Below are 26,850 nucleotides of genomic sequence, written 5' to 3'. Positions count from 1 at the left end.
ACATAATTTATTTTATGTATTATTGTTTGTTATGAGTTTTACGAATGGCATCTTTGATGCTTTCAACTGTCGGAATCATTGCATTTTCAAGATTTTGTGCATAAGGCATTGGTACATCTTCACCAGCACAACGGCGAATAGGTGCATCCAAGTAATCAAATGCTTCTGATTCTGAGATAATAGCTGAAATTTCACCGATAAAACCACTTGTCTTGTGGGCATCGTTGACAAGAACTACTTTTCCAGTCTTCTTAACTGAATTAATAATGATGTCTTTATCAAGTGGAACCAAAGTACGTGGGTCTACTACTTCAACTGAGATTCCTTCTTCAGCCAATTCTTCAGCCGCTTGTAGAACACGACGAAGCATTTTACCGTAGGTTACTACTGTTACATCAGTACCTTCGCGTTTGATTTCTCCGACACCAAGTGGGATAGTATAGTCTGGATCAACAGGAACCTCACCTTTTTGGTTGAATTCTGATTTGTATTCAAGAATGATAACAGGGTTGTTATCGCGAATAGAGGACTTGAGAAGTCCCTTCATATCAGCTGGTGTACCTGGAGCTACTACTTTCAATCCTGGGATATGCGTAAACCATGTTTCCAATGATTGTGAGTGTTGTGCTGCAGAACCTACTCCATTACCAGCTGCACAGCGGATTGTCATTGGGACTTGACCTTTACCACCAAACATATAACGTGTTTTAGCGGCTTGGTTAACGATAGCATCCATGGCAATTACAGAAAAGTCCATGAAAGTCATATCAACGATTGGACGAAGTCCTGTCATAGCAGCACCTGCTGCTGCACCAGAAATTGCAGCTTCAGAGATTGGACAGTCACGAACACGTTCTGGACCAAATTCTTCAAGCATACCTACTGAAGTACCGAAGTCTCCACCGAAAACTCCGACATCTTCACCCATCAAAAGCACATTTTCATCACGACGCATTTCCTCAGACATTGCAAGGATAATGGTATCGCGGAAAGACATTAATTTAGTTTCCATATTTTCTCTACTTCTCCTTAGTCTGCGTAAATATCTTCAAATGCTGATTCTAGTGGAGGGAATGGACTTTCTTCTGCAAATTTAACAGATGCCTCCACTGCTTCCTTAACTTGTGCTTGAATTTCTTCAAGTTCCTCTGCACTAGCAATCTTGTTCTCAACAAGGTACTTGCGAAGATTTTCGATTGGATCTTTTTGTTTCCACTCTTCTACTTCTTCACGTGTACGATATTTACCTGGGTCTGAAGATGAGTGACCAAGCCAACGGTAGGTTACACTCTCAATCAAGACAGGACCTTTACCAGAGCGAACATGGTCAACTGCCTTTTTAAATCCTTCGTAGACATCGATTACATTGTTACCATCTTCGATAAACATACCAGGAATACCGTAAGCTGCGCTACGTTCATGGATATGTTGAACATTCGTCATTTTCTTAATATCTGCTGAAATTCCGTATCCGTTATTGATACAGTAGAAAATAACAGGAAGATTCCAGATTGAAGCCATATTCACCGCTTCGTGGAAAACACCTTCGTTTGTTGCCCCGTCACCAAAGAAGCAGACAACGATTTTACCAGTGTTTTTCATTTGTTGAGTAAGGGCAGCGCCTACTGCGATTCCCATACCACCACCTACAATACCGTTGGCACCAAGGTTACCTGCATCAAGGTCGGCGATGTGCATAGACCCGCCTTTACCTTTACAAGTTCCAGTATATTTACCTAGGATTTCAGCCATCATACCATTAAGGTCGATTCCTTTAGCAATAGCTTGTCCGTGACCACGGTGATTTGAAGTGATCAGATCATCTGCGTTTAGAGCTAACATAGCCCCGACGTTAGCAGCTTCCTCACCAACAGAAAAGTGCGTCATTCCTGGCACTTTTCCCTTTTTTACTAATTGAGCAATTTTTAAGTCCATACGACGAATTTCTTCCATCTTACGGAACATCTCAAGCAAAAGATTTTTATCTAAAGTTGACATAATCTTGCCTTTCTAAGTTTAAATTCTTATAGTTCTATTTTACTTTATAGGTTAATTAGTGTCAAAAAATATGCTTGCAATTTTTCACAATATAAAAAAAGAAAAGTCAGTAAAATCAAGACTTTTCTTTATATAAAATACAAATTTCACAAGATGTTTTTTCATCGTTTTTCAACAAATTATTTGAATCTTTTCATAATAACTTGTAAACGCCACTGATAAAGAATTCCACTTACCATTAAACTAATAATGAGAGCAATCCAATAGGAGTACGCACCTAAACTAGTCGAATAATCAAGATATAACCCAAGCGGAATCCCAACACCCCAGTATCCGAGAAGACCAAGACAAAAAGGAACAATCGTATCCTTGTAACCTCTTAAAATACCTTGTAAAGGTGCCGCAAAGGTATCAGCTAACTGGAAGAACAAACTATAGGTCATAAAAGATGCTGTCAGTTGGATAAATTCTGAATCTTGACCATATAGTCTGGCTACATTTTCACGATAGATGTAGAGAAAACTAAGTGTTAAAACCGCAAACACCATAGCTGTTAAACGGCCAATATGGATATACTGTTTTGCATCGTCTAACCGTTTAGCTCCTACCTCATAAGAAATCACAATGGCCATCGCAGTTGAAATACTCATAGGAAAAGCATACATCAGATTTGAAAAGTTCATAGCTGACTGATGACTTGCAATAATAATTGATGAGAATTTCGCCATAATCAAACCAACAACTGAAAAAATGGCTACTTCAGCAAATACCGTCCCACCAATTGGTAGACCAAGATAAATAGCTTCCTTGATTTTTTTGATTTGTAGAGGCATAGGTTTTTGGAGTTGATATTCCTTGAGCTTTTTATGCTTTAACAAGACCAAAACTGAAATCAGCAACAATGCCCAGTACGCAAGGGAAGTCCCTAGACCTGCTCCTGCACCTCCTAACTCAGGAAAACCAAAAGCTCCATAAATCAATACATAGTTGAAACCACTATTTAAGGGTAGCAAGAGGAGCATGAGATACATGGATAATTTTGTTAATCCGAGTGTATCAAGTAGAGAACGTATCACACTAAAAAGCAAAAGTGGGATAATACCGATGGCTAGGAGCCACAGATAACGTATGGCAACACTGGATACAGCCACTTCCAGCCCCATGAATTGTAAGACAATTGGTGCTAAAAAGAAAACCAAGCCAAAAAGTACGATAGATAAGGCTAAAGCCAAATAAAGAAATTGATAAAAATCCGAAGAAACTTCTGTCTTTTTTCCTTGTCCCAAATGGTGACCAATAATAGGGACCAAGGCTGAGACAATCCCTGTCAGGAAGGTAAAGAAAGGATTCCACAAACTAGTTGCAATTGAAACACCCGCTAAATCCAGTGTATTATATTGCCCTGTCATCGTGGTATCTACAAAAGATGCGGAAAAATTAGCGAATTGATAAATTAAAATAGGAAAGAAAATTTTTAAAAATAAGATGATTTTATCTTTAATAGTTTCTGTTGTATGCATACCTACTCTTTCTACTCCTTTTCATCCAAGCCAAAAAGCTTTAAGCCGTATTTTCTCAAGCTCAAGGGTGGATTACTAACTTTTGATGTCGTGTGCCAACAATTACATGAGGCGCAATAATAGCTTCTAACCAAACCACCATTATCATAGTCTACGGCGTGATCAGCTTTTTCCTTGGTTTCATACTGAATTTTAGCACGGTTAGCGGCTGGACAATATACTCCATGACAAGCATTTCGTTTACGATTTCTAAGTTTACGAAAATAATTCATCCTCAAGCTCCTAATCTGCTTGATAAACGATTTGGCCCTTACAGATGGTGTATTTGACCTGACCTTTTAATTGTTCACCGATAAATGGTGAGTTAGATGCTTTTGAAGCAAAATGTGAACCTACGACACGGTCTGCTTTAGCATCAAATATGGTAATGTCTGCAGGTCCATTTTCAGCCAAATAACCTGCTTCAAAATGATACAGTTTAGCTGGGTTATAGGTCATCTTTTCGAGCAATTCCATCAAACTTAACTCACCAGCTTCGACCAAATAAGTCAAACCGAGAGCAAGAGATGTTTCCAAACCTGTCATACCAGATGGCGCTTTGGTAATATCCTCAACATTTTTTTCATCTGCATGATGAGGCGCGTGGTCTGTCGCAATAACTGTGATGACACCCGACTTGAGACCTTCAATCACGGCACGACGATCTGATTCCAAACGAAGTGGAGGATTCATCTTAGCATTGCTACCTTGTGTCAAAAGGAGTGCTTCTGTTTTAGAGAAATGCTGTGGCGCTACTTCTGCTGTGACTTGCGCACCTAGCCCCTGAGCAAACTCCACTACTTTAACGCTTTCTTCTTTAGATAAATGCTGAATATGGACATGAGCTTTTGTTGCATAGGCAATCATAACATCGCGAGCAATCATAGCATACTCAGCTACTCCTGTTGCCCCACAGATATGGAAGTGTTCTTTAGCGATATTTTCGTTAAAACCAAGCGTACCATTTAAGCCAGGATCTTCTTCATGAAGACTAATAAAAGTATTTAGTTTTTTCGCTTCTTCCATGGATTCCTTGACAACTTTACTACTTTCAAGAGGAATCCCGTCATCAGAAAAACCAACAGCACCAGCTTCTAAAAGCGCCTTAAAATCTGTCAAATCTTGGCCATTAAAGTTTTTGGTAATCGTTGCGACAGACTTAACGTTAATCTTTTCCTTTGCTGCTGATTGAAGAACTTCCTCTAAAGTCTCAACATCTGAGATAGTTGGATTGGTATTAGCCATCATTACGACTGTCGTAAAACCACCTGCAGCTGCTGCTAGTGCTCCTGTATGAATGTCTTCTTTATGTGTTTGACCTGGTTCACGGAAATGAACATGGATATCCACCAAACCAGGCGCAACTACAAGACCAGTAGCATCTATTACTTGAGCACCTTCTTCCTGGATTTCAGGAGCAATTTGAACAATTTTCCCTTCATCAACCAAAACATCACAAACTTGATCCAAACCAGACTTTGGATCCATGACACGACCATTTTTGATTACTAGCATCTGCTTTCTCCTTTATTCGTAGAAATCAACTTGAGTGTCCAATAATTTATCACCATCATAGACAAACTTAGCTGAAAAGAAGGGCTTATCTTCTAAAAGCCACTCGACAAAGGTATGGTCACCTTCCCAGGTCGGTTTGCTTAAAACTTCATCGTAAGGAACCCATTCTAATGTTCCTTCATTACAGTCAATCAATTCTCCCTCGAATTCTGTCACCTTAAAGACGTAGGTGTACCAGTCCAAGTCCGGTGTAAACTCTGGAAAGGTGATAACTCCTTTTAATACTGGTTTTGCTTTTAGACCAGTTTCTTCTAAAATCTCACGAGCAGCACATTCTTGTGGAGTTTCTCCACGCTCTAACTTTCCACCTACACCGATCCATTTTCCTTCATGGACATCATTAGGCTTTTTATTGCGATGAAGCATGAGCAATTCTTTTCCATTATCAATGTAGCAAATTGTCGCTAGCTGAGGCATATTCTCTCCTTATCTAAGCCAATCGATTGGCTCTTGTCCTGTTTCTGTTAAGAATGCATTAGCCTTGGAAAAAGGCTTGGAACCCCAAAATCCTCTATAAACCGACAACGGACTGGGATGGGCTGATTCGATAATCAAGTGCTGATGATTGGTAACTAAGGCCTTCTTCTTGCGTGCATAGGCTCCCCAGAGTACAAAAACGACTGGCCTATCTAGATGATTGACCACCTGAATCACAGCATCTGTAAATGGCTCCCATATCTGACCAGCATGACCATTGGCCTGACCAGCAGGAACAGTCAAGCAAGCATTAAGAAGCAAGACTCCTTGCTCAGCCCAAGCTGTCAAATCATGTGATTTCTTAACTCCGATATCATCTGACAATTCTTTCAAGATATTTTGCAGGGATGGCGGAGCCGGGATAGAGTTAGGAACAGAAAAACTCAAGCCTTGCGCCTGACCTGGCCCATGATAGGGGTCTTGCCCTAGAATCACCACTTTAACTTCTTCAAGCGGTGTTGTCAAGAGAGCTTGAAAAACCTTCTCCTTAGGTGGATAAACGGTTCCCTGAGCATAGACCTGGTTCATAAACTGATTGATTTTACCGAAATAACCTTTGGGTAATTGCTCCTTAATCAAAGCATGCCAAGACGAGTGTTCCATAGCCAACTCCTTCGTTTTTACTGCCTCTATTATAGCAAAAAGTGGCTATCTAAACCACTTTTTACAGTTTATCTAAACAATCCAGCAAGTCTTGATAAGAATGGATTTCGTAAGTCGGCTGGGCTTGTGTGTAATTTTCTAGGTGATGAGGGTTGTACCAAATCGTGTCAATTCCAGCATTATTGCCACCTTGAATGTCGGCGGTTAGGGAATCTCCAATCATCAGCGTCTTTTCTTTGCTAAAACCTTCAATCTGCTGACCAATTTTTTCATAAAAGAGAGCATCCGGTTTTTGTGTTTGCAGCTGTTCAGAGATAAAAACTTGATTGAAATAAGGTGCCAGACCCGATTGAGCCAAACGTCCCGTCTGAATGCCAGTAATGCCATTTGTCGCAGCATAGAGCTCATAGTCTTGTTTTATCAAATTTTTTAATAAATCTTCCACACCTAGGTAAGTCTGCCCCTGTTTGGAAAGGAAAAACTGGTAGCGCTCTGCTAAGTAGGACCCATCTTTTTCAATACCAAAATGAGCAAACAATTTTTCAAAACGAGTGTTAATTAACGCATCCTTTGTAATTTTTTTCTGTTCCAAATCCTTCCAAAGGGCTTTGTTCATGGGCACATAATAATCTTTGTAATTTTGGATATCCTCTACTCCTTCTTCTTCTAAGAGTTGCGTCAGAGCTATATCCTCAGCAGCATCAAAATCGAGTAAGGTGTGATCGAGGTCGAAGAGTAGAAATTTGTAGGACAATTTGAGAGTTTCCTTTCTAGGTACTTAATAGATTAGTTTATTTCTTCTTATTCTTAGTTTTATTCATCAACATACCAACTACAACTGGAGTAACCACACTTCCAACTTGTCCAACAACTTTAAGTATCTTTTTTGCTTCATCTATTTTTTTGTTTCTACATGATTCGCACTTATTGTGCTTATAACTTGATGGTAAATCCCTAGTACATGTCTTGCATTTTTTTATTTTTTTCATTCTAACACCTCTGTCTCAATAGAATCTGGTTTATTTGGCAATTTCATTATAGAAGTTTCAATTTTTGGCAATTCTTTTGTCCAGTAATTTGTAGGAGAAGGATCAAGTAGATCGAGTCTCTCTACTAATTCCTGAGAACTGAGATAAGTTTCGTTAATAAATTTCCCAAAGTAATCCAAACTTTTTTGAGCAGCTTTTTTCTCGCCCAACTCATTATAAGCTATTGCTGCTGATAGTGAAACAATATTTACAGCTGCTAATCCATCTCTAATCTCATTCATACGAGCTTCAATTTTATCTGGTTTATCCCCTTTTAATAACTTACCCCAAGTAGAATCTGGTTGTTCTTTGATAAAATTTACATTTGATTTTTGACTAAGCATTAAGAGATTTCTACTATCTTCTGCATCTGAAATAACTTGCAGTAACATCATTGTTCTAATGTTTGAATCTGATATTTCTCTAGCTTGCAAGAGTTTCTGTTGACAACTATAGGCTATTGCAAGTCTATCTGACTCCTGTCCTTTTCTGACGTCCTCAATAGCATATTGTACATTCTGAATCTCCTCTGCAATCTGAGCCATTTGAATTTGTGACGAATAATCGGCTAACGCTTTATTTAATTCTGGTGTCAACTTAACAGATTTCAATGGTACATTTCCAATGACTTTATTAGTATTAGTGTTTACTAATACAGCCAAGAGAGAGCCATCTTTCTTTGTCATTAATTTTAACACTCCTTGAGCAATTTGTTCCCGTTGTTCTGGAGAAAGAATTGCCTGAAAAACCTCTTCAGGTATACTAGATTGGACAACATTGATAAAGGCTGGAGCAGAATATAACATTTTTTCTACTTCAGATAAGATTTTATTTGCATTTTTGACTAAAGGTTTGGCTATTTCTGGTAACTTATTAAAAAACGATGAGGGTTTTAGTTCATAACCATCAATATCAAGAATATCGAAGTCATCTTCTCCAAAAAATAAAACTTCATCCATAAATTACTACCTCATTATGTTTAAATTATTAGAAATATTATACCATATTAAACAAAATTATGATTTTGATTTTTCTTTAATATCATTTATCCAATCATTTTTACTGGAATCTAACATAGAATAATACTATCCTACACAATTGACAGCTCAAATCTTTCAGAATAGAACAATCCTATCTATCGAATATTCTGTTTTCATAAATATCCATGCAATTCTAGACTTAGAATCCCTATAAATTAAATGTTTTTGTACTCTTCTAAGTAATTGATTACCTTAAATGTTAATTTTTGAAGAATTCTAAAGCTAGAATAGTCCCATCACAATCTGTTTTGAATGATTAACAATTTAGAAACGCTATGATTCTACTCCTTTTACATTAAAAAGGAACTGCCCAAAGCAATCCCCTCTAATTCCACCTTATGCACCAGAAATGAACCCTATTGAACAAGTCTGGAAAGAAATTCGAAAACGAGGCTTTAAAAATAAGGCTTTCCAAACATTAGAAGCCGTCATTGATAAGCTTCAAGAAGTTATTCAAGGACTGGAAAAAACCGTTTTAAAGTCCACTGTCAGCAGACAATGGACTAGGTTGCTTTTTGAAAATAATTGATTATGAGTATAACTTGCCCCAAAGTCTAGTAAAAAACAAAAGGCCTTCTTCAATTACTCCCTACTTGAAAAGCTCCTTTAACAGAAAAGGAGCTATCTTGTATTTTATTGGTGTACAGCTTGGGCTGCTGTGATAAGAGTAAGTTTGAAGACGTCGTCTGAATTACATCCACGTGAAAGGTCATTAACTGGTTTGTTCAAACCTTGCAATACTGGACCAACCGCTGCAAAGCCACCGAGACGTTCTGCCATCTTGTAGCCAATATTCCCTGCTTCGATACCTGGGAAGATAAAGACGTTTGCTTGTCCAGCAACCTTACTTCCTGGTGCTTTAAGAGCAGCTGTTTCTGGAACAAAGGCAGCATCGAATTGCAATTCCCCATCAATTTCAAGGTCAGGACGAAGATCATGAGCAATCTTAGTTGCTTCAACAACTTTATCTACGCTTTCACCAAAACCAGAACCTTTAGTTGAATAGCTTAGCATTGCAATTTTTGGTTCGATACCGAACATCTTAGCTGTGATAGCAGAGTTAATCGCAATTTCTGCCAAAGCTTCAGCATCAGGATTGATATTGATGGCACAGTCACCAAATAGGTAACGCTCAGTGCCACGAACCATAAGGAAGGCACCTGAAGTACGACTAACATTTGGACGTGTTTTAATGATTTGAAGGGCTGGACGAACAGTTGCCGCAGTAGAGTGAATAGCTCCCGAAACCATTCCATCTACCAAGCCCATGTATACCAACATAACACCAAAATAGTTCACGTCTTTAACCAAGATTTCTCGAGCTTCTTCTTCAGTCATTTTTCCTTTACGACGTTCTACAAGTGATGCTACCATGTCTTCAAATTGAGGATAATGTGCAGGATCGATTACTTCATAACCATCCATGATTCCTTCGATTTCAAGATAGATTTTAATTTTATCAGGATTTCCAAGTAGGACAGGAATAACTTCTGTTTCTTTTACGATGCGTTTTGTTGCTTGAAGAATGCGTGGTTCTTCACCTTCAGGCAAGACAATACGTGCATTTTTACCAACTAGGTTGGCTTTTAAATTTTCAAAAACTTCCATGAGTTTTGACTCCTTTTAAGATAAATTATTATTTGATAACTGAGTTATAAGAGTATTGAAATCATCCGGCAGTGGACTTTCCATCTCCAACTGCTCTTCAAGAAAAGGATGATAAAACGATAAGTAATGGCAATGCAGAGCTTGACGCTCTATGCCATGTTCAAGACTACCACCATAGAGGTCATCACCAAGCAAAGGGAAACCGATATGGGAGAAATGGACACGAATCTGGTGTGTCCTTCCTGTATGCAGTCGAATATCAACTAGATAAATATTGCCATAAGACTCCACTATACGATAGGAAGTATGGGCATACTTACCACCTTTTGCAACTCGTCTAGTAATGATTGAATCTTCGTCACGGGCAATCGGTGCAATAATCTCACCTTGAGGTTCCAGAAAACCATCTCCTTTAACCAGAGCAAAATAGCGCTTTTCAATGGCTTTCTTTTGCAACTGTTTGTCTAGTCTAGCATGAGCATAACCATGTTTCGCAAAAAGCATCAAACCCGAAGTATCTCGATCTAGTCTGGTTACAATGTGAACCTGCTGATTTTCATAGTTCTGTTTCACATAGTAGCCCTTGATAAAGTTAGCTATGGTATTAGAATGATTGACGCTCGGAATTGATGCCACACCAAAGGGTTTGTTTAAAATCAAGAAATGATCATCCTCAAACAGAATATCCAGTGGATAATCAATGGCTTCCAGTGTCTCGAAACCTTCCTCAGGAGGAATGTCGATGACAACCACATCTCCTATATCCAAGAGATAGGTTGCATTTTGTGGATGACCGTTTACGCGAATATCTCCACCTCGAAACTTGATTTTGGCTAGCAAACCTTTAGAGACTTCATGCTTTTTTAAAAAGGTCTTTACCTTGACGTGTTCGTCAGCAATGAACTCAAATCTCATTCATCCACCTCACCAATAAAGGCATCCTTGACACGATTCCAAAAACTGGTATGACTTGGAGTTGCGACAAAGTGGATCTTGTGGTGATCAATCTGGTACTCTATTCGCTCAATATTACGGAAGGAATAAACACTATTGTCAACTGATATCGTATGATAGTCATTGCGAGTCGGTATCAACTCGATCTTATCCTTCTTAGGTACAATGATTGACGAACCGAGGGTTCGGTAAACACGATTGTTCAAACTGGCAATCTCCGTTAATTGTAGAGCTTCGATAGTGTGATGCAATACAGCCCCACCGAGAGATTTATTATAGGCGGTACTTCCAGTTGGTGTCGAGACAGTCAAACCATCTCCCCGAAAGCGTTCAAACGGTACATGATTGATGACAACATCCGCTACCATGGTTCTGTCAGTTCTCCGAATGCTTGCTTCGTTCAAGGCACGGAAAATTTTCACTTCACCATTTTCCAGAAAAATCTTTACATTTAAAAGCGGGTATGATACTCGAGCTCCACTGTCTAAGAGCAAATTAGTAACCAGTTGATCTAGTTCGAAATCACGATAGTCCGTATAAAATCCCAGGTGTCCCGTATGAACTCCCACAAAGCGAACCTTATCCAGCTGGTCTTCATACTTGTGAAAGGCAGACAAGAGCATGCCATCTCCACCAATGGAAATCACAATATCTGGATTTTTGTCGTTTAATATAAAGTTATTTTTCCTGAGTCGATCTTTTAACTCATATAGGACTCTTTGACTTTGAGGCTTGCGGTTAGCGATTAGATCAATTCGTTTACCTGTATTCTTCATCGGTATCGTCACTGTTTCCTACCCCGTCATTTAACTTTCTATGTAAGGGATCAAAGAGAGCTTGTGCTTCTTGAATATCATCACGAATTTTGCTCATTTCTTCGTCTAACTGGTGAGAAATCCTCGCTGTAATGGCAAGTCTTTCCTTGATTTCCTCTGGGAAATCTCCCTGATATTTATAGTTGAGCGAATGTTCGATTGTTGCCCAAAAATTCATAGCCAAAGTTCGAATCTGAATCTCAACTAAAATCGTTTTAGCACCCTTAATCGTGTCAACAGTGTACTCGATAATCAAGTGATACGAACGATAGCCAGAAGCCTTACGATGCTTAATATAGTCTCGTTCTTGGACGACTCTCATATCCTGTCTTTTATGAAGGATAGAGACAACTTCTTGCACGTCATCTACAAACTGAACCATAACACGCAAACCTGCAATATCTTGCAAGTCTTGCTCAAGTGTATCATAGCCGATTCCACGACGCACCATTTTTTCCTTTATACTTTCAATCGGTTTAACGCGACCAGTTACAAACTCGATTGGAGAATGTTTATTTTGCTTACGGTATTGTTTGCGAATACCACGAAGTTTAATCTTCAACTCTCCAACAGCCTGAATGTAAGGATCTAAAAACTCTTCCCATTCTGTAATCATATATTTTTTGTGTCCAATTCTCTATACACTTTAGATTTATCTAGTCTTTGATTTTATAGAAAAAATCATATACAATAAATACAATGCTTATTATACCATATAATCGCTTTCATAGATAAGGAAAAGGTTAAAAAAATGAAACATTTGGAAATTGAAATGAAAACTCTTTTAACCGAGGAAGAGTACCACCAATTACAGGCAAATTTTTCGGAAATTTTACCGATAACACAGAAAAACTATTACCTAGACACGCCAGATTTTTATCTCCGTCAGAATAAAATCGCCATGCGCATTCGTACTTTTGAGGATAGTGCTGAATTGACTATTAAAATCCCACAAACCATAGGAAATATGGAATATAATCAAGCTTTAAGCTTAGAAGAAACCACCAAATGCCTTGAATCAGGAAAACTCCCTCAAGGAATGATTCTTGATGAACTCCTCTCCCGCGGTATTTTACCAAGAGATTGGACTGTTTTAGGTTGTTTGACGACCATTCGTTACGAAAAGGAAACTTCTATAGGTCTTATGGCACTTGATCAAAGCCATTACTTCGATATTGTTGACTACGAACTGGAGTTAGAAGTGGAAAATGGCGACCAAGGAAAGCTTGATTTTAAGGACTTTTTAGAGGCAAATGGCATCGATTATCAAAAAGCACCCTCAAAATTAGTTCGTTTTATAGAAAATATGAAAAAATACTGAAATAATCTTCTTTTTTTGATAGAATAGAAGGGATAAAAAATAATAGAATCTGTGTCGCAAATACTTTCTTCAAATAAGCTTTTCTCAGACTAAGAGACAAGGATTTTTAAGAAAAATAGTTTACTACACAGCTTCACATAGTTTATAGAGGACGGTTTATCAATGTCAGATACAAAAAACATGAAGCTTTTCGCTCTCAATTCCAATCAGGAAATTGCTCAAAAAATTGCTGATGCAGCTGGTGTACCACTTGGGAAGTTGTCTTCCCGTCAATTTTCAGACGGTGAAATCCAAGTCAACATCGAAGAAAGTGTCCGTGGTTATGACGTCTATATCATCCAATCAACCAGCTACCCTGTCAACAATCACTTGATGGAACTCTTGATTATGGTTGATGCCTGTGTTCGCGCTAGTGCAAATACGATTAACGTTGTCCTTCCTTACTTTGGCTACGCGCGTCAAGACCGTATCGCTTCTTCTCGCGAACCACTTACTGCCAAGCTTGTTGCAAATATGTTGGTCAAAGCTGGAGTTAGTCGCGTATTGACTCTAGACCTCCATGCCGTTCAGGTTCAAGGTTTCTTTGACATTCCAGTTGATAACCTCTACACAATTCCACTTTTTGCAAAACACTATTGTGATAAAGGACTCGTTGGTTCAGATGTGGTTGTCGTTAGCCCTAAGAACTCTGGTGTAAAACGTGCTCGTAGCCTTGCTGAATATCTTGATGCTCCAATTGCGATTATCGACTATGCGCAAGATGATTCTGAACGCAACCAAGGCTATATCATTGGTGATGTTGAAGGTAAAAAAGCAATCTTAATCGATGATATTCTTAACACTGGACGTACTTTCTCTGAAGCATCTAAAATCGTGGAACGCGAAGGCGCAACTGAAATCTATGCTGTTTCAAGTCACGGACTTTTTGTTGAAGGTGCTGCAGAATTGTTAGATGCAGCAAATATCAAGGAAATCTTGGTAACAGACTCTGTTGCAACTAAAGGGAAAACACCTAAAAACGTACAATACATCACTGCTAGCGAATTGATTGGTGATGCTATGGTTCGTATTCACGAAAGAAAACCAGTTAGTCCACTATTTAAATAGAAATCAGGTGAGCTTTTGATTTATTTGGATAATGCTGCTACGACTCCTATGTCAGCAGTTGCTATCTCAGCAATGACTCAAGTCATGCAGGAAACTTATGGCAACCCTTCTAGTATTCATGGACATGGGCGCCAAGCAGGTAAACTATTACGAGAAGCTCGTCAAGAACTAGCAAGTTTACTAGGAACAAAGCCACAACATATATTCTTTACCACTGGTGGTACTGAAAGCAATAATACTGCTATCATCGGCTACTGCCTTCGCCATCAAAATCGTGGAAAGCACATTATCACTACTGCGATTGAGCACCATGCTGTTCTAGAACCCATCAAATACTTGGTTGAAAATTTCGGTTTTGAAGTGACTATTTTACAGCCTGAAAATCAAGAAATTACTGCAGACCAGGTCAAAAATGCACTGCGTGAAGATACCATTCTTGTTTCTACTATGTTTGCAAACAATGAAACTGGTACACTTTTACCTATTGCTGAAATTGGGGAAGTTCTAAAAAATCATCCAGCCGTCTATCATGTCGATGCGGTTCAGGCAGTTGGTAAATTAGAGATTCTTCCCGAAAAATTGGGAATTGATTTTCTTAGCGCTTCTGCACACAAATTTTATGGTCCAAAAGGAGTTGGTTTTCTCTATGCTGCATCTACAGATTTTGACTCCTACCTTCATGGTGGCGATCAAGAGCAGAAAAAAAGAGCAGGAACAGAAAATCTTCCTGCCATTGTGGGAATGGTAGCAGCTCTAAAGGATGATCTTGAAAACCAAGCACAAAACTTTGAAAAGGTTCAAAAACTAAAAGAAACATTCTTAAAGGAAATGGCTGACACAGACTATTACCTCAATCAAGGAAATGACCAGCTACCTTATGTCCTTAATATTGGATTCCCAGGTCAACGTAATGATCTACTACTCCTTCGTCTAGATCTTGAAGGTATTTCTATTTCAACTGGCTCTGCTTGTACTGCAGGTGTCGTTCAAGTTAGTCATGTTCTTCAGGCTTTCTACGGTGAAGACTCTCCTCGCTTACACGAATCCGTTCGCGTCAGCATTTCACCTCAAAATACAGAGCAAGAAATAATCACTCTCGCACAAACTCTAAAAGAAATCATTGGAGGTTAACTCAATGGCATTCGAAAAAACCATTAGTCTTAAAAATTGCCGTTATAATTACACACTTAGCCCAACCGTCAAAAAGTTCACTCTAAAAGATAACACTTTTTTTGAAACTAAGGTTGGTAACTATGAACTAACACGTCTTCTTGAAAAAGTTCCAAATAGTGGGGAAGGTTTCCAACTTAAGATTATCATCAACAAAGACTTAACAGGTGCAAAAATCAACATCACTGATAAATTTGGTCTACGTTTAGTCGATATCTTTAAGTCAGAAAAAACTCATATCCACCAAGAGAAATTTTACTTCTTGATGGATAGTCTTGTTGAACGTGATGTCTTTACTAAAAGCGAAAGATAGAAGGCAATCATGTTTCGATTAACTTACAAAGACACCTATCAAGTCGATCGCGTTTTAGAATACGAAGATTATGAAGCACTCATGCTATCACTTTCAGGCTGTGTGACTCTTCCAGATACTACTGTCATTACTTCTCTGACCTATAATGGAAAAGAAATCTATCAGGGGCTTCTGGGAAATCTCTATCGTTTTCTATCTCACTATGATTTTACGAAGATAAGCTAAGATTTTTCTTAGTTTTTTCTTATTTTTGTTGATTTTTTCACAATCTTTCTATAAAATAGTATTTAGAAAGGTTGTGATTTTGTGAAAGAAAAACAGTCTGCTATTCCAAAAGCAACAGCAAAGAGACTTTCTCTTTATTATCGTATCTTTAAAAGATTTCATGCAGAAAAGATTGAAAGAGCCAACTCAAAACAAATTGCCGAGGCCATTGGTATTGATTCTGCTACCGTTAGACGAGATTTTTCCTACTTTGGTGAACTTGGTCGCCGTGGATTTGGCTACGATGTCAAAAAACTAATGACGTTTTTTGCTGATCTTCTAAATGATAATTCTATTACAAATGTTATGTTGGTGGGTATTGGTAATATGGGGCACGCTCTCCTTCACTACCGTTTCCACGAACGAAACAAAATGAAAATCATTATGGCTTTTGATTTGGATGATCATCCTGAGGTTGGGACAAAAACTCCCGATGGAATCCCAATTTATGGAATTTCCCAAATCAAGGAGAAAATAAAAAATGCAGATGTTAAAACTGCAATCTTAACTGTTCCGAGTGTCAAATCACAAGAAGTAGCTAATCTTCTTGTTGAAGCAGGTATTAAAGGAATTTTAAGCTTTTCACCCGTTCATCTCCAACTACCAAAAGATGTGGTAGCTCAGTATGTGGATTTAACTAGTGAATTGCAAACTCTCCTCTATTTCATGAGAAAAGAGGATTAGAAAGCGTAAGCATTTATGAAAAAACCAGTTATTGGGATTACAGGAAACGAAAAAGCTCATCCTGATGATGAGCTGATGATGAGCTATGCTGCGAAGGGCTTTGTTGAAGGAGTCAAGGAAGCTGGGGGAATTCCCATTATCCTACCAATTGGTGATCAAGAAATGGCCAGTTACTACATTAGCTTGATTGATAAACTCATTTTAACTGGTGGACAAAATGTCGATCCAAAGTTCTATGGTGAATCTAAAACGATCGATAGCGATGACTACCACCTTCAACGCGATTTTTTTGAGTTGGCACTCATTGAAGAAGCAATCAAACAAAAGAAACCAATTTTTTCTGTTTGTCGAGGCACCCAGCTCTTTAATGTGGCTATGGGAGGAACTCTTTATCAAGATATTGAAGACCATTGGCAGGATACTTCAGCCGAGTATACAACTCAACGTTTAGTCACCGAGCCTGATACTATTCTTCGAGAAATCTATGGAGAAATCTCTCATATCAACTCTTTCCACCATCAGAGTATTAAGGACCTAGCTCCAAATCTCAAGGTTGTAGCTCATGATCCTAAAGATGGAATTATCGAGGCTGTTACAACAACGGATGGTTTCCCTTACCTCGGTGTTCAATGGCATCCTGAATTTCTCTTTGAAAATCGCCCCAAAGATAAAACACTTTTCGACTATGTCGTCAATGAATTGTAAAACCTGTATCATATACAGGTTTTTTACACCAGATCCGTCTTCTCACGGTAACTAAAATAATCGGAGTGTGAGACGATAAGATGATCCAATAAGACCAACCCCATTAATTCACAGGCTTCTTTGACAAGCTTCGTAACATGGTCATCATTTCTACTTGGCATGACAGCACCAGAAGGGTGATTGTGAACCAGTATCACAGATGTTGCCATATGCTTTAAAGCATAGTGGAGAATTTCCCGTGGTTCAGCAATACTTCTAGTAGCTGAGCCGATAAAAATGGTTTGCTGATGAATGATTTGATTTTGAGTATTAAGATAGAGCGCCACCAGGTGCTCTTGTTTTTTATCTCCCAGTTCAGCTTGCATCTTTTTAGCCAACCTTTGACTACTGAGAATACTCTCTGCCTCCATGGTTTCTTGCTTATGAATACGATGGCCCAGTTCAATCATGGCTTGCAACTCAATAGCTTTCACTCTACCAATACCTGATAATCCCTGTAGTTCTTGTAGGGTCATTTTTTTCAAATCAGTTAAGCAACTTAATTGATTCAATACTTTTTGAGCGATTTCAAAAACAGTCGATTGACGAGTTCCTGTTCTGAGTAAAATAGCTAGTAATTCCTGATTGCTCAGAGCTCCCACTCCTTCTGTCACCAGCCGTTCTCTTGGCAAGAGTGAATCTTCTTGAAATGAAATACTATACATAAAAATCCTCCTCACTTTATTATTCGTGAGAAGGATCTTAAACCAGATAAATTTTATATATTTTTAAATATTTTCAAGAGCAAGACGCAAATCTTCAATCAAATCATCAACATTTTCAAGACCAATTGATAGACGAATTTGATTTTTAGTTACCCCTGCTGCTTCTAAATCTGAGTCAGACAACTGGGCATGAGTTGTAGTTGCTGGATGAACGACCAATGATTTTGCATCTGCCACATTGGCTAGGTTTGAAAAGATTTCCAAGTTGTCAATCACCTTACGTGCTTCTGCTTCTCCACCTTTAACATGGAAGGTAAAGATTGAACCAACACCTTTTGGTAAATATTTCTCTGCTAAGGTATGGTAAGGGCTATCAGCTAATTTTGGATAATTAACTTTTTCAACCTTTGGATGGTTCACAAGGAAATCAACGATTTTCTCAGCGTTTTGAACATGGCGTTCTACACGGAGAGAAAGTGTTTCAAGGCCTTGCAAGAGCAAGAATGAGTTAAATGGTGAAAGGGCAGCTCCCATATCGCGAAGCAGTTGAACACGAGCAGCAACGATAAAAGCTGCAGCACCAACATCACGAGTATAGCTGATATTGTGGTAGCTTGGATCTTCTTCGACTAATTGAGGGAATTTCCCTGAAGCAGTCCAGTCAAACTTCCCACTATCAACGATAACACCACCGATTGTTGTACCATGACCACCGATAAACTTAGTAGCCGAGTGGACTGCGATATCTACACCGTGAGAAAAGACATTGATCAGATATGGTGTTGCAAAGGTATTGTCTGCAACCAAAGGAATCTGATGTTTATGAGCAATTTCAGCAATTTTTTCGATATCAGGAATGTTGATGACTGGATTTCCCAAGGTTTCAATCAAAACAAGTTTGGTATTGTCTTTAATCGCTGCTTCTACCTCTTCTAGATTATCGATATCAACAAAAGTTGTGGTGATTCCGTAACGAGGAAGGGTTTCTTTCAATAGGTTAAAAGTACCACCGTAGATAGTTGAAGCTGCAACAACATGGTCACCTGCGTGAGCAAGTCCAAGAATAGTATAAGTAAGAGCTGCCATCCCAGATGCTGTGGCAAGAGCACCAACACCACCTTCAAGAGCTGCAATACGCTCTTCAAAGGATGAAGTTGTTGGGTTAGTAATACGAGTATAGATATTCCCAGCTTTCTGAAGTGCAAAAAGTTCTGCTCCTTCTTGTGTATCTTCAAATACAAAAGATGTTGTTTGGTAAATGGGTACAGCACGAGATTTGGTAGTAGCATCTACAACTTGTCCTGCATGCAATTGTAGGGTTTCAAATTTAAATTCACGAGTCATCATCAGACCTCCAAAGATTTCATTAGGTTCATTGTATCACCTATTTCACTAGGTTACAAATACAACTTTGTTATATCTTGGCATAAGCAATAGCTATGGCTATGCCTGATAGAGAAAAATAGCAATCTTTTATTAGAATTGTAGAACTTTTTTCAGATAGTTAAAAATGTTTGTTTTCACTTCTCCTATCCTTTATACTAGATATAAAGGAGAATACTATGTCAGAAAATAAACATGAAATAGATACAAACTTTGCTGGTCGTTTAAATATCCTACGTGCTGGTGTTCTTGGAGCTAATGACGGGATTATTTCCATTGCAGGTGTTGTTATAGGGGTTGCCAGTGCAACCAGCAATATCTGGATTATCTTTCTCTCAGGTTTAGCAGCAATCTTAGCAGGTGCCTTCTCAATGGCTGGAGGCGAGTATGTCTCTGTATCTACTCAAAAAGACACTGAGGAAGCCGCTGTAGCGCGTGAACAATTACTTTTGGATAAGGATCTCGAAGCTGCAAAAAAATCCCTCTATGCTGCTTATCTTCAAAATGGTGAGTGTGAAACTTCAGCTCAACTTTTAGTCAATAAAGCTTTTCTAAAAAATCCTCTCAAGGCTTTGGTTGAGGAAAAATACGGAATCGAGTACGAAGAATTTACTAATCCTTGGCATGCTGCAACATCTAGCTTCATCGCTTTTGTTCTTGGTAGTTTACCACCAATGCTTTCGGTTACAATCTTTCCAAGTGACTACCGAATCCCTGCTACTGTTGTTATTGTAGCAATTTCTCTATTAGTTACCGGCTACACCAGTGCTAAACTTGGAAAAGCACCAACCAAAACAGCTATGATTCGTAACCTTTGTATTGGTCTTTTAACCATGGGAGTGACCTATCTATTTGGACAATTGTTTAGTATTTAAAAAAGATACCGCGCGGTATCTTTTTTGCTATCAAAATATAAACAGTTAATAAAAATCACCAAAACCAACCTTCGTCATCATTGATAGGCTGGGCATCTTTGATCTTGCGTGGGCCTGTTCCATACATTTCAGCTTCGATATCTTCTTTTGTTGGTAGGATCGAAGCGAGGATAATGTAGATAATAATCCCGAGTCCAAAGTTTGCGATTGTAAAGATTGCAAAAAGGAAACGAACTAGGGTTACATCAAGATTCCACTTATCAGATAGACCTGCAAGAACACCTGATATCATGCGATTTCTTCTCATTTTATAAAATTTTGTATTCATAATTTATTCCTCTTTCGGTTTTCTTAATATTAGTATAGCACTAAGCTAAACTGTCTACATCAGTCCTTAGGCCGATTTAACAAGAGGAGCTTTCCACGACAGAGACCACAACGATAGCGTTTGGTATCGATTTTTCGCTTTCTTTGATAGATTTGGTGACAAGTCTGACAAGTATAGACTAAGCTTGGCTTTTGATTGGCACTTGATAAGGGAGGAACAAAGCGGAGACCATCGACCTCTTTTAGAAGTTGCTTAAAGGCTAAATCCTTATGCTGATAGCCCTTGCCTTCAAAGTAAAGATGATAATGGCAGAGCTCATGACGAACAATTTTACGAAAAACCTCTAAACCAAGTTCTTGATATACTTTGGGATTGAAATCCAAATGACCATCCTTAGGAAAAAATCGTCCACCTGTCGACCGTAGACGAGTATTCCATTGAGCTTGGTGTTTGAAAGGTTTTCCAAAGTCTTCTATAGAAACCTGTTTAACGTAATCAGTTAGATTCATTAGGTGCAAGAAGCGACAGATTCACTTTTTCGCGGTCAGCATCGATTTTTTTCACCCAAACGGTTACCAAATCACCGACCGATACTACCTGACTCGGATGCTTGATGAATTTCTTGCTCATGTGAGAGATATGAATCAGGCCATCCTCATGGATACCGATATCAACAAAGGCACCGAAGTCAACGACGTTGCGCACAACTCCTTCAAGCTTTTGCCCAACTTGTAAGTCTTTGATATCCAAGACATCCTGGCGAAGAACTGGAGCGTCAAAAGAATCACGGAAATCACGACCTGGTTTGAGAAGGTCTGCGATAATATCTTTAAGTGTTTCTTGACCGAGGTCTAGCTCTTGAGCCATTTCCTTGATTGAAACAGATTTGAGTTTGGCTTGCGCTTCTTCATTTAGGTCTTTAATGTCCAAACGTTTGAAGAGTTCCTTAACAGCAACATAGTTTTCTGGGTGAACACCAGTATTGTCAAGGATATTGCTACTTTCAGGGATACGGAGGAATCCTGCAGACTGTTCAAACGCTTTAGCACCTAAACGGGGAACTTTCTTGATTTGAGCTCGTGAGGTGATTTTTCCTTCTTCTTCACGATACTTAACAATATTTTCAGAGATTGTTTTGTTAAGCCCAGCTACATGCGAAAGTAAGGCTGGACTAGCTGTATTGACATTGACACCGACTTGGTTAACTACTGTATCAACAACAAAGTCTAGACTTTCAGATAGTTTCTTTTGACTAACATCGTGCTGATATTGACCGACACCGATGGATTTGGGATCAATTTTAACCAACTCAGCAAGTGGGTCTTGCAAGCGACGTGCAATAGAAATAGCAGAACGTTTCTCAACGGTTAAGTCAGGGAACTCTTGACGAGCAAGTTCACTAGCTGAGTAGACAGATGCACCGCTCTCATTGACAATGACATAGCTAATTTCTGGAAAATCCTTGAGCACTTCGGCGACAAAAGCTTCACTCTCACGACTGGCAGTTCCATTTCCGATAGCGATGATTTCAACACCGTATTGGCCAATCAAATCAGCCAAATCACGCTTGGCTTCTTCAATCTGACGAGCTGAAGCTGGTTTGACTGGATAAATGACTTGCGTTGTCAGCATCTTACCAGTCGCATCAACGACCGCAAGTTTGGCACCTGTACGAAAGGCAGGGTCAAATCCAAGAACCACGCGCCCTTTAAGAGGTCCTACCAGAAGAAGATTACGCAGATTGTCAGAAAATAGTTGAATAGCTCCTTCTTCTGCCTTCTCTGTTAACTCTGTACGGATACGACGCTCGATAGCTGGCAGTACCTTCTTCTTAACAGATTGCTGAATAACTTCTTCAATATAGGCATTTTTAACCTTAAAACGAGAAGCAAAGAAGGCTTGGATACGATCAACTGCATGCTCAAAACCAATCTTCAAGATGCCTAACTTCTCACCACGATTAAGGGCAAGAGTACGATATCCCTGCATGTTAGCAACCGTCTCTGAGAAATCGTAATAAATCTGAAAGACTTGCTTTTCATCAAGACTCTCGTCTTTGACTTGGGATGTAATCTTAGAATGTCTAAGGACCTCTTGATAAGTCATTGAACGTAAGTTGACATCCTCAGAGAGAGCTTCGACCAAAATATCAACTGCACCCGCTAAAGCATCTTGTGGAGTCTCAAAACCTTCACAGACAAATGTTTCTGCTTCTTTTTCTAGGTCAGAAACATTCTGTAGGATTAGACGAGCAAGTGGGAAGAGTCCCGCCTCACGCGCAATCGTTGCCTTGGTGCGACGTTTTTCCTTATAGGGAAGATAGAGCTCTTCAACGTCTGCGAGTTTTTCAGCAGCTAAGATGGCTTCTTCTAACTCTTTGGTCAACTTACCTTGCTCTTTGATTTTTGCCAAAACAGCTTCCTTACGGTCATTGAGGTTGGTAAGACTTTTATCAAGGTCGATAATAGCTTTGATAGCTACTTCATCTAAACTACCAGTCATGTCTTTCCGATAACGAGCGATAAAGGGAATGGTTGCTCCTTCTGCTGTCAAAGACAAGACCGTATCAATTTGCTTTAAGGTTACACCCAAATCTTGGGAAATTTTTTCATATTTTTTATCCATGAGACTATTATACCATAAGGAAGAAAGCTTGTTTTCATTAATGTCACAGTTAGCTTGGTATTTGTTGAAGATAAAAATTCATTGGTCTTAACAATTTAAAATTAAACCTTTTGGCTGAAATAATAGTATAATAGAGGAAACAATAAGAATTGAGGTATGCCCAATGGCTGTTAAATTTACAAAAACTGATGACTTAGATAAGATGTTCGAAGAGTTCGCTAAACTACCTGATTTAAAGCAAGTGACATTTCCAGATGACAAAGAAAAGAAAGAAAAGGCAGAAAAGAAAAAATAGATGGATTTCTTTCAAAGCCTACCTTCTAGTATTTTACAAGCTGGTGCTATTTTTCTATCAATCATCATTGAAGCCCTACCCTTCGTTTTGATTGGTAGTATTATCTCTGGTGCTATTGAAGTCTATGTGACTCCTGAAAAAGTATATAGATTTCTCCCTAAAAATCGTTTGGGGAGGATCTTTTTTGGTACATTTATAGGGTTTCTCTTCCCCTCTTGTGAGTGTGGAATTGTTCCGATCATCAACCGTTTCTTGGAGAAGAAGGTTCCAAGCTATACAGCTGTTCCCTTTCTAGTAACAGCTCCTATCATCAATCCCATCGTACTCTTTGCGACCTATTCGGCCTTTGGTAATTCATTTAAAATGGTCTTACTCCGCGCTTTGGGTTCGATTCTTGTTGCTACTATATTGGGTATTTTCCTTGGATTTTTCTGGGAAGAACCCATTCAGAAGGAAAATAGGTTGGCTTGTCATGAGCATGATTTTTCTCACTTGACTTCAGGTCAGAAACTTCTTCAGGTCTTTATCCAAGCTATCGATGAATTCTTTGATATGGGACGTTATTTGGTTTTCGGTTGTCTGTTTGCTAGCATAGTCCAGGTTTATGTACCAACTCGTATTCTGACATCTATTAGTGCAACACCACTACTCGCTATTGTTCTTTTAATGCTCTTATCTTTCTTACTATCGCTTTGTAGTGAGGCAGATGCCTTTATTGGCTCTTCTCTTCTCTCCAGTTTTGGTTTTGCTCCAGTTCTTGCCTTTCTAGTTATAGGTCCTATGTTTGATGTTAAGAACTTACTCATGATGAAAAATTATCTCAAAACTCGCTTTATTTGGCAGTTCATGACCATTGTGACTCTTGTTGTTCTTGTCTATTCTTATCTAGTCGGGGTGATGATATGATACGATTTCTTATTTTGATTAGTTATTTTTTCTTAACCCTTTATCTACACCTATCTGGTAAGCTCAATCAATATCTAAACCTCCACTACTCTTATCTGGCTTATATAACAATGGTTCTATCTTTGTTACTAGCCATTGTTCAAGCCTATATTTGCTTCAAGCGTTTGAAAGAACACAGTCACTTACATAAGTTTTCTGCCAAGCTTGCTAGTTCTGTCCTCCTAAGTTTACCTTTGTTAGTTGGGTTTACATTTCCAACTGTCGAGCTAGATTCGCAAACAGTATCGGCAAAAGGATATTATTTTCCTCTGTCAGAAGGAACGGACAAGGCAATCCAAGCAAGCGAAGGTACGAGCAGTCAGTATCTTAAACCGGATACCAGTAGGTTTTATTCACACACAGCTTATGTAGACACTGTTCGTAAAATTGCTGATAAATACTTAGCTCAATCTAGTATTGTCATCACCGATGAGAATTACTTGGAAGTCATGGAAGCTATCTATGATTATCCAAATGAATTTGAAGGCAAGGAAATCGAGTTTATTGGCTTTGTCTATAACGATCCTAATCATACCGATAGTCAATTTGTCTTTCGCTTTGGTATCATGCACTGTATCGCTGATTCAGGAGTTTTTGGTCTCTTAACCACAGGAAATACCAATCATTATGAGAATAACACCTGGGTGAGAGTCAAAGGTAAGATTAGCAATCACTATCACAAGGAACTTAACCAAGTCCTCCCAACCCTTGAAGTCCAGTCTTTCATCAAGGTCGATAAACCAGAGAATCCTTATGTTTATAAAGAATTTTAAAAAAGTAGCCTGAGTGGGCTACTTTTTCTTGTTTAGTAAGTTTTTAACTTCTCGGGCTCCGACCTGATCTCCTGCTTTTTCAAAAAGTTCAATAGCTTGTAAAAAATTCTCTTGCAATTTTTCTGAATTTTCAGCAGAATAAATCTCACCTAAACCTCTATAGGAACAGGCTTGAGCTATCAGATCATCTGTTTGTAATGCTTGCTTTAAGGACTGTTCCATATACATGATTGCTTTTGCTATTTCCCCTAGTTTTAATCGTAAATAACCTTGCTCATAATTATTGACAGAAGATTTGAGTGCATCCTCTGAAAAAGAATCTTCAATAACTTCTCGCTCTTTTTCTATATAGCTAAGAGCCGTTTGATAGTCATTCATTTCACGATAAACCATGGCTAACTGGTGATAGCCGATATGTTCGTTTTCTTTATCCTGACTTGAAATTGCCACATCTAGATAGTTTTGATAAATCAGCAAAGCTTCTTTGTAATCTTTTTCAAAGAGCTTAATATACCCCATTAAATTGAGAAGGCTATAATCCTTACAAGTTTCTAACAAGAAGGTTTCTGAGACTAATTTCTTGGCCTCATCAATCTTCTCTTCAAACAATAATTCCCAGGCTTGATTCATGCTTATTCTCCTCTAGCTTATGTTGTATAGAAATTAATCGACAAATCACTATCAGACTCGTATTTTTTCCAGGCTATACTGAAGCCATAATAATCTTCAAATTCTGGATGCCAGTCATAATAAAGTGGGATACGGCTAAATTTTCTTGCAACAACTTCATCTTCAAATTCTGTGGACTCTCCTGCAGTAATTCCAAATTGAAGGTCATTTAATTCCCAAGTATTTCCCCAAACATTTTCATCTGATAGAACGTCAATCCAACGAGAGGCGTCAATATCAAAATCTGCACATAATTCAAGTTCTAACAATTTTCTGTAGTTTACCTTGGCAGGCTTTATATAAAAGGCTCCATCAACCTGATACTTTTTATCTTGTACTTGAATTTGTGTGATTTTCATCGGAATTGGAACTCTATTTAACTCCAACCAAAAATAGCCTAGAGGAGTTTTGATTGCATGGTAAATTTGTTTAGACTCTATTTTTACTTTTTTCGAGCAAGCATTTAAAATTCTTCCATGCTCAAGTATATTTTTACAAACTATTTTTGAAGTCTCAGGATCAAAAATAGAATACCTACGGATAACCCTTTTTAACTTTTCAACGGGAAAAGTGATATCCTTTGGTAGGGCATGATACTTCTGGACAACTAAAGCAGTTTTTTCAGTATTTTCCTTCCCGGTTGGAACAATCACACCATGCCCGACATGAATAGTTGGGTCGTCACAGATATAAGTATAACCATTTCCACCTTCTTGAAACTCAACGACAACGATATTTAACTCCTGATCAGGATCGAAAAGTGGTTCAGCTTTTGCACTGGTCTGGCGCTCATAAAAAGTGAAACAATCTTTATTATCCTCTTCACCAAAGACCATAAAACTACCACAATTTGGGCATTTCCACATATAGAAGGAAGCCTCCGAAATGTCTTCATAGGAAATTCTATCATGTTCATCAGTATTGTTAAAAATATCCTCAAGCAACTCATCCGAATAAACCGAATAAATATTTAGATTGAACGCTTGGTGGTCGTTCATTGTTTGACCACATCTACATGTCCATTTTCCCATA

Annotated in this window: 32 protein-coding genes and 1 pseudogene; 12 read left to right on the top strand and 21 right to left on the bottom strand. The window is 38.5% G+C overall.

The window, feature by feature from the left end:
* Positions 1-19 precede the first annotated feature (19 nt).
* The 10 genes from QEZ38_RS08295 to QEZ38_RS08250 form a co-directional block, all read right to left on the bottom strand.
* Complete coding sequence (locus tag QEZ38_RS08295; RefSeq protein ID WP_281335600.1) at positions 20-1,012, bottom strand: alpha-ketoacid dehydrogenase subunit beta; 993 nt, start codon at positions 1,010-1,012, stop codon at positions 20-22.
* 17 nt (positions 1,013-1,029) lie between these two features.
* On the bottom strand, positions 1,030-1,998 hold the full coding sequence (locus tag QEZ38_RS08290; protein WP_000105346.1) for a thiamine pyrophosphate-dependent dehydrogenase E1 component subunit alpha: 969 nt from the start codon (positions 1,996-1,998) through the stop codon (positions 1,030-1,032).
* Positions 1,999-2,177: 179 nt separating this feature from the next.
* The gene (locus tag QEZ38_RS08285) at positions 2,178-3,518 is read right to left on the bottom strand and encodes an MATE family efflux transporter (protein ID WP_281335599.1); all 1,341 of its coding nucleotides are present in this window, start codon (positions 3,516-3,518) and stop codon (positions 2,178-2,180) included.
* A gap of 11 nt (positions 3,519-3,529) precedes the next feature.
* Complete coding sequence (locus tag QEZ38_RS08280) at positions 3,530-3,790, bottom strand: hypothetical protein (protein WP_281335598.1); 261 nt, start codon at positions 3,788-3,790, stop codon at positions 3,530-3,532.
* A 10-nt stretch (positions 3,791-3,800) separates the two neighbouring features.
* Positions 3,801-5,072, bottom strand: coding sequence for a dihydroorotase (locus QEZ38_RS08275; protein WP_281335597.1), 1,272 nt, complete (start codon positions 5,070-5,072; stop codon positions 3,801-3,803).
* 12 nt (positions 5,073-5,084) lie between these two features.
* Positions 5,085-5,549 carry an NUDIX hydrolase gene (locus QEZ38_RS08270; protein ID WP_001135775.1) on the bottom strand — a complete coding sequence of 155 codons (465 nt, stop codon included), beginning with the start codon at positions 5,547-5,549 and terminating at the stop codon, positions 5,085-5,087.
* Positions 5,550-5,558: 9 nt separating this feature from the next.
* Complete coding sequence (locus QEZ38_RS08265) at positions 5,559-6,212, bottom strand: uracil-DNA glycosylase (protein ID WP_153225336.1); 654 nt, start codon at positions 6,210-6,212, stop codon at positions 5,559-5,561.
* Between the two features lie 61 nt (positions 6,213-6,273).
* Positions 6,274-6,966 (bottom strand): pyrimidine 5'-nucleotidase PynA, encoded by a 693-nt coding sequence (gene pynA, locus QEZ38_RS08260; protein WP_153225335.1) that lies wholly within the window; start codon positions 6,964-6,966, stop codon positions 6,274-6,276.
* A 37-nt stretch (positions 6,967-7,003) separates the two neighbouring features.
* Positions 7,004-7,201 (bottom strand): hypothetical protein, encoded by a 198-nt coding sequence (locus tag QEZ38_RS08255; protein WP_153225334.1) that lies wholly within the window; start codon positions 7,199-7,201, stop codon positions 7,004-7,006.
* Positions 7,198-8,199 (bottom strand): hypothetical protein, encoded by a 1,002-nt coding sequence (locus QEZ38_RS08250; RefSeq protein WP_153225333.1) that lies wholly within the window; start codon positions 8,197-8,199, stop codon positions 7,198-7,200. The genes QEZ38_RS08255 and QEZ38_RS08250 overlap by 4 nt, the downstream gene beginning before the upstream one ends.
* A gap of 409 nt (positions 8,200-8,608) precedes the next feature.
* Between QEZ38_RS08250 and QEZ38_RS08245 the strand changes: the two are divergent.
* Positions 8,609-8,809, top strand: a pseudogene (locus QEZ38_RS08245) (transposase); the annotation flags it as partial.
* A 104-nt stretch (positions 8,810-8,913) separates the two neighbouring features.
* On the opposite strand, the gene pta reads toward QEZ38_RS08245, so the two are convergent.
* From pta to yjbM, 4 genes are read right to left on the bottom strand one after another with little or no spacing between them, the layout of a single operon-like run.
* Positions 8,914-9,888, bottom strand: coding sequence for a phosphate acetyltransferase (gene pta / locus QEZ38_RS08240; protein WP_049509200.1), 975 nt, complete (start codon positions 9,886-9,888; stop codon positions 8,914-8,916).
* 15 nt (positions 9,889-9,903) lie between these two features.
* Positions 9,904-10,803 carry an RluA family pseudouridine synthase gene (locus QEZ38_RS08235; protein WP_281335596.1) on the bottom strand — a complete coding sequence of 300 codons (900 nt, stop codon included), beginning with the start codon at positions 10,801-10,803 and terminating at the stop codon, positions 9,904-9,906.
* Entirely contained in the window at positions 10,800-11,618 is an 819-nt protein-coding gene (locus QEZ38_RS08230) for an NAD kinase (RefSeq protein WP_075230147.1), read from the bottom strand. The genes QEZ38_RS08235 and QEZ38_RS08230 overlap by 4 nt, the downstream gene beginning before the upstream one ends.
* Entirely contained in the window at positions 11,602-12,273 is a 672-nt protein-coding gene (yjbM, locus tag QEZ38_RS08225; protein WP_075231359.1) for a GTP diphosphokinase, read from the bottom strand. Before yjbM ends, QEZ38_RS08230 begins: the two co-directional genes overlap by 17 nt.
* Positions 12,274-12,408: 135 nt before the next feature.
* Here yjbM and QEZ38_RS08220 point away from each other — a divergent pair, with 135 nt between their 5' ends.
* From QEZ38_RS08220 to QEZ38_RS08190, 7 genes are all read left to right on the top strand, one after another.
* Positions 12,409-12,978 (top strand): CYTH domain-containing protein, encoded by a 570-nt coding sequence (locus QEZ38_RS08220; protein ID WP_075231360.1) that lies wholly within the window; start codon positions 12,409-12,411, stop codon positions 12,976-12,978.
* 162 nt (positions 12,979-13,140) lie between these two features.
* Positions 13,141-14,085 (top strand): ribose-phosphate diphosphokinase, encoded by a 945-nt coding sequence (locus QEZ38_RS08215; protein WP_075231361.1) that lies wholly within the window; start codon positions 13,141-13,143, stop codon positions 14,083-14,085.
* Positions 14,086-14,100: 15 nt separating this feature from the next.
* On the top strand, positions 14,101-15,216 hold the full coding sequence (locus QEZ38_RS08210) for a cysteine desulfurase family protein (protein WP_075231362.1): 1,116 nt from the start codon (positions 14,101-14,103) through the stop codon (positions 15,214-15,216).
* A 4-nt stretch (positions 15,217-15,220) separates the two neighbouring features.
* The gene (locus QEZ38_RS08205) at positions 15,221-15,568 is read left to right on the top strand and encodes a DUF1831 domain-containing protein (RefSeq protein WP_248034256.1); all 348 of its coding nucleotides are present in this window, start codon (positions 15,221-15,223) and stop codon (positions 15,566-15,568) included.
* Between the two features lie 9 nt (positions 15,569-15,577).
* Entirely contained in the window at positions 15,578-15,793 is a 216-nt protein-coding gene (locus QEZ38_RS08200; RefSeq protein ID WP_070460469.1) for a DUF4649 family protein, read from the top strand.
* Positions 15,794-15,874: 81 nt separating this feature from the next.
* A complete protein-coding gene (locus QEZ38_RS08195) occupies positions 15,875-16,516 on the top strand; it encodes a redox-sensing transcriptional repressor Rex (protein ID WP_075231364.1) in 642 nt (213 codons plus the stop codon).
* 15 nt (positions 16,517-16,531) lie between these two features.
* Positions 16,532-17,221, top strand: a complete 690-nt coding sequence (locus QEZ38_RS08190) for a gamma-glutamyl-gamma-aminobutyrate hydrolase family protein (protein ID WP_075231365.1) — start codon at positions 16,532-16,534, stop codon at positions 17,219-17,221.
* Positions 17,222-17,244: 23 nt separating this feature from the next.
* On the opposite strand, the gene radC is transcribed toward QEZ38_RS08190, so the two are convergent.
* Positions 17,245-17,925: a RadC family protein gene (gene radC, locus QEZ38_RS08185; protein ID WP_075231366.1), complete on the bottom strand. Its 681-nt coding sequence runs from the start codon at positions 17,923-17,925 to the stop codon at positions 17,245-17,247.
* A gap of 63 nt (positions 17,926-17,988) precedes the next feature.
* Entirely contained in the window at positions 17,989-19,269 is a 1,281-nt protein-coding gene (locus QEZ38_RS08180) for an O-acetylhomoserine aminocarboxypropyltransferase/cysteine synthase family protein (protein ID WP_075231398.1), read from the bottom strand.
* Between the two features lie 218 nt (positions 19,270-19,487).
* Here QEZ38_RS08180 and QEZ38_RS08175 point away from each other — a divergent pair, with 218 nt between their 5' ends.
* Positions 19,488-20,183 carry a VIT1/CCC1 transporter family protein gene (locus QEZ38_RS08175; RefSeq protein WP_075231367.1) on the top strand — a complete coding sequence of 232 codons (696 nt, stop codon included), beginning with the start codon at positions 19,488-19,490 and terminating at the stop codon, positions 20,181-20,183.
* 55 nt (positions 20,184-20,238) lie between these two features.
* Here QEZ38_RS08175 and QEZ38_RS08170 read toward each other — a convergent pair whose 3' ends face one another.
* Genes QEZ38_RS08170 through QEZ38_RS08160 form a run of 3 tightly spaced genes read right to left on the bottom strand, consistent with a single transcriptional unit; the run spans position 20,239 to position 23,136 of the window.
* The gene (locus QEZ38_RS08170; protein ID WP_075231368.1) at positions 20,239-20,511 is read right to left on the bottom strand and encodes a PspC domain-containing protein; all 273 of its coding nucleotides are present in this window, start codon (positions 20,509-20,511) and stop codon (positions 20,239-20,241) included.
* Positions 20,512-20,570: 59 nt separating this feature from the next.
* Entirely contained in the window at positions 20,571-21,020 is a 450-nt protein-coding gene (locus tag QEZ38_RS08165; RefSeq protein ID WP_281335595.1) for a SprT family protein, read from the bottom strand.
* Complete coding sequence (locus tag QEZ38_RS08160) at positions 21,007-23,136, bottom strand: Tex family protein (protein ID WP_075231369.1); 2,130 nt, start codon at positions 23,134-23,136, stop codon at positions 21,007-21,009. Before QEZ38_RS08160 ends, QEZ38_RS08165 begins: the two co-directional genes overlap by 14 nt.
* A 163-nt stretch (positions 23,137-23,299) precedes the next feature.
* Between QEZ38_RS08160 and QEZ38_RS08155 the strand changes: the two genes are divergently transcribed.
* The 3 genes from QEZ38_RS08155 to QEZ38_RS08145 are packed head-to-tail and all read left to right on the top strand — an operon-like array spanning position 23,300 to position 25,149.
* Positions 23,300-23,431 carry an SPJ_0845 family protein gene (locus tag QEZ38_RS08155; protein WP_148131582.1) on the top strand — a complete coding sequence of 44 codons (132 nt, stop codon included), beginning with the start codon at positions 23,300-23,302 and terminating at the stop codon, positions 23,429-23,431.
* Positions 23,432-24,337: a permease gene (locus QEZ38_RS08150; protein WP_281335594.1), complete on the top strand. Its 906-nt coding sequence runs from the start codon at positions 23,432-23,434 to the stop codon at positions 24,335-24,337. It begins immediately after the preceding gene.
* Positions 24,334-25,149: a TIGR03943 family putative permease subunit gene (locus QEZ38_RS08145; protein ID WP_281335593.1), complete on the top strand. Its 816-nt coding sequence runs from the start codon at positions 24,334-24,336 to the stop codon at positions 25,147-25,149. The genes QEZ38_RS08150 and QEZ38_RS08145 overlap by 4 nt, the downstream gene beginning before the upstream one ends.
* 18 nt (positions 25,150-25,167) lie before the next feature.
* Here QEZ38_RS08145 and QEZ38_RS08140 read toward each other — a convergent pair whose 3' ends face one another.
* Together QEZ38_RS08140 and QEZ38_RS08135 are read right to left on the bottom strand one after the other, a co-directional pair.
* Entirely contained in the window at positions 25,168-25,779 is a 612-nt protein-coding gene (locus QEZ38_RS08140; RefSeq protein WP_281335592.1) for a tetratricopeptide repeat protein, read from the bottom strand.
* 17 nt (positions 25,780-25,796) lie between these two features.
* A complete protein-coding gene (locus QEZ38_RS08135) occupies positions 25,797-26,849 on the bottom strand; it encodes a hypothetical protein (RefSeq protein WP_281335591.1) in 1,053 nt (350 codons plus the stop codon).
* Position 26,850 lies beyond the last annotated feature (1 nt).

The organism is Streptococcus taonis (assembly GCF_029948085.1).
Classification (GTDB): domain Bacteria; phylum Bacillota; class Bacilli; order Lactobacillales; family Streptococcaceae; genus Streptococcus; species Streptococcus taonis.
The sequence above is the reverse complement of the archived record's forward strand: the minus strand, read 5'-3'. Positions and strand labels throughout refer to the sequence as shown.

What these genes read in the sequence shown, in the direction of transcription:
- QEZ38_RS08165 (WP_281335595.1), bottom strand. Translation starts at nt 21,020, where the DNA reads ATGAATCTAACTGATTACGTTAAACAGGTTTCTATAGAAGACTTTGGA.
- radC (WP_075231366.1), bottom strand. Translation starts at nt 17,925, where the DNA reads ATGTATAGTATTTCATTTCAAGAAGATTCACTCTTGCCAAGAGAACGG.
- QEZ38_RS08295 (WP_281335600.1), bottom strand. Translation starts at nt 1,012, where the DNA reads ATGGAAACTAAATTAATGTCTTTCCGCGATACCATTATCCTTGCAATG.
- QEZ38_RS08275 (WP_281335597.1), bottom strand. Translation starts at nt 5,072, where the DNA reads ATGCTAGTAATCAAAAATGGTCGTGTCATGGATCCAAAGTCTGGTTTG.
- QEZ38_RS08170 (WP_075231368.1), bottom strand. Translation starts at nt 20,511, where the DNA reads ATGAATACAAAATTTTATAAAATGAGAAGAAATCGCATGATATCAGGT.
- QEZ38_RS08190 (WP_075231365.1), top strand. Translation starts at nt 16,532, where the DNA reads ATGAAAAAACCAGTTATTGGGATTACAGGAAACGAAAAAGCTCATCCT.
- QEZ38_RS08180 (WP_075231398.1), bottom strand. Translation starts at nt 19,269, where the DNA reads ATGACTCGTGAATTTAAATTTGAAACCCTACAATTGCATGCAGGACAA.
- QEZ38_RS08205 (WP_248034256.1), top strand. Translation starts at nt 15,221, where the DNA reads ATGGCATTCGAAAAAACCATTAGTCTTAAAAATTGCCGTTATAATTAC.
- QEZ38_RS08175 (WP_075231367.1), top strand. Translation starts at nt 19,488, where the DNA reads ATGTCAGAAAATAAACATGAAATAGATACAAACTTTGCTGGTCGTTTA.
- QEZ38_RS08160 (WP_075231369.1), bottom strand. Translation starts at nt 23,136, where the DNA reads ATGGATAAAAAATATGAAAAAATTTCCCAAGATTTGGGTGTAACCTTA.
- QEZ38_RS08140 (WP_281335592.1), bottom strand. Translation starts at nt 25,779, where the DNA reads ATGAATCAAGCCTGGGAATTATTGTTTGAAGAGAAGATTGATGAGGCC.
- QEZ38_RS08155 (WP_148131582.1), top strand. Translation starts at nt 23,300, where the DNA reads ATGGCTGTTAAATTTACAAAAACTGATGACTTAGATAAGATGTTCGAA.
- QEZ38_RS08135 (WP_281335591.1), bottom strand. Translation starts at nt 26,849, where the DNA reads ATGGGAAAATGGACATGTAGATGTGGTCAAACAATGAACGACCACCAA.
- QEZ38_RS08220 (WP_075231360.1), top strand. Translation starts at nt 12,409, where the DNA reads ATGAAACATTTGGAAATTGAAATGAAAACTCTTTTAACCGAGGAAGAG.
- QEZ38_RS08150 (WP_281335594.1), top strand. Translation starts at nt 23,432, where the DNA reads ATGGATTTCTTTCAAAGCCTACCTTCTAGTATTTTACAAGCTGGTGCT.
- QEZ38_RS08145 (WP_281335593.1), top strand. Translation starts at nt 24,334, where the DNA reads ATGATACGATTTCTTATTTTGATTAGTTATTTTTTCTTAACCCTTTAT.
- QEZ38_RS08230 (WP_075230147.1), bottom strand. Translation starts at nt 11,618, where the DNA reads ATGAAGAATACAGGTAAACGAATTGATCTAATCGCTAACCGCAAGCCT.
- QEZ38_RS08200 (WP_070460469.1), top strand. Translation starts at nt 15,578, where the DNA reads ATGTTTCGATTAACTTACAAAGACACCTATCAAGTCGATCGCGTTTTA.
- QEZ38_RS08280 (WP_281335598.1), bottom strand. Translation starts at nt 3,790, where the DNA reads ATGAATTATTTTCGTAAACTTAGAAATCGTAAACGAAATGCTTGTCAT.
- QEZ38_RS08235 (WP_281335596.1), bottom strand. Translation starts at nt 10,803, where the DNA reads ATGAGATTTGAGTTCATTGCTGACGAACACGTCAAGGTAAAGACCTTT.
- yjbM (WP_075231359.1), bottom strand. Translation starts at nt 12,273, where the DNA reads ATGATTACAGAATGGGAAGAGTTTTTAGATCCTTACATTCAGGCTGTT.
- QEZ38_RS08255 (WP_153225334.1), bottom strand. Translation starts at nt 7,201, where the DNA reads ATGAAAAAAATAAAAAAATGCAAGACATGTACTAGGGATTTACCATCA.
- QEZ38_RS08290 (WP_000105346.1), bottom strand. Translation starts at nt 1,998, where the DNA reads ATGTCAACTTTAGATAAAAATCTTTTGCTTGAGATGTTCCGTAAGATG.
- QEZ38_RS08265 (WP_153225336.1), bottom strand. Translation starts at nt 6,212, where the DNA reads ATGGAACACTCGTCTTGGCATGCTTTGATTAAGGAGCAATTACCCAAA.
- QEZ38_RS08250 (WP_153225333.1), bottom strand. Translation starts at nt 8,199, where the DNA reads ATGGATGAAGTTTTATTTTTTGGAGAAGATGACTTCGATATTCTTGAT.
- QEZ38_RS08285 (WP_281335599.1), bottom strand. Translation starts at nt 3,518, where the DNA reads ATGCATACAACAGAAACTATTAAAGATAAAATCATCTTATTTTTAAAA.
- QEZ38_RS08215 (WP_075231361.1), top strand. Translation starts at nt 13,141, where the DNA reads ATGTCAGATACAAAAAACATGAAGCTTTTCGCTCTCAATTCCAATCAG.
- pta (WP_049509200.1), bottom strand. Translation starts at nt 9,888, where the DNA reads ATGGAAGTTTTTGAAAATTTAAAAGCCAACCTAGTTGGTAAAAATGCA.
- QEZ38_RS08270 (WP_001135775.1), bottom strand. Translation starts at nt 5,549, where the DNA reads ATGCCTCAGCTAGCGACAATTTGCTACATTGATAATGGAAAAGAATTG.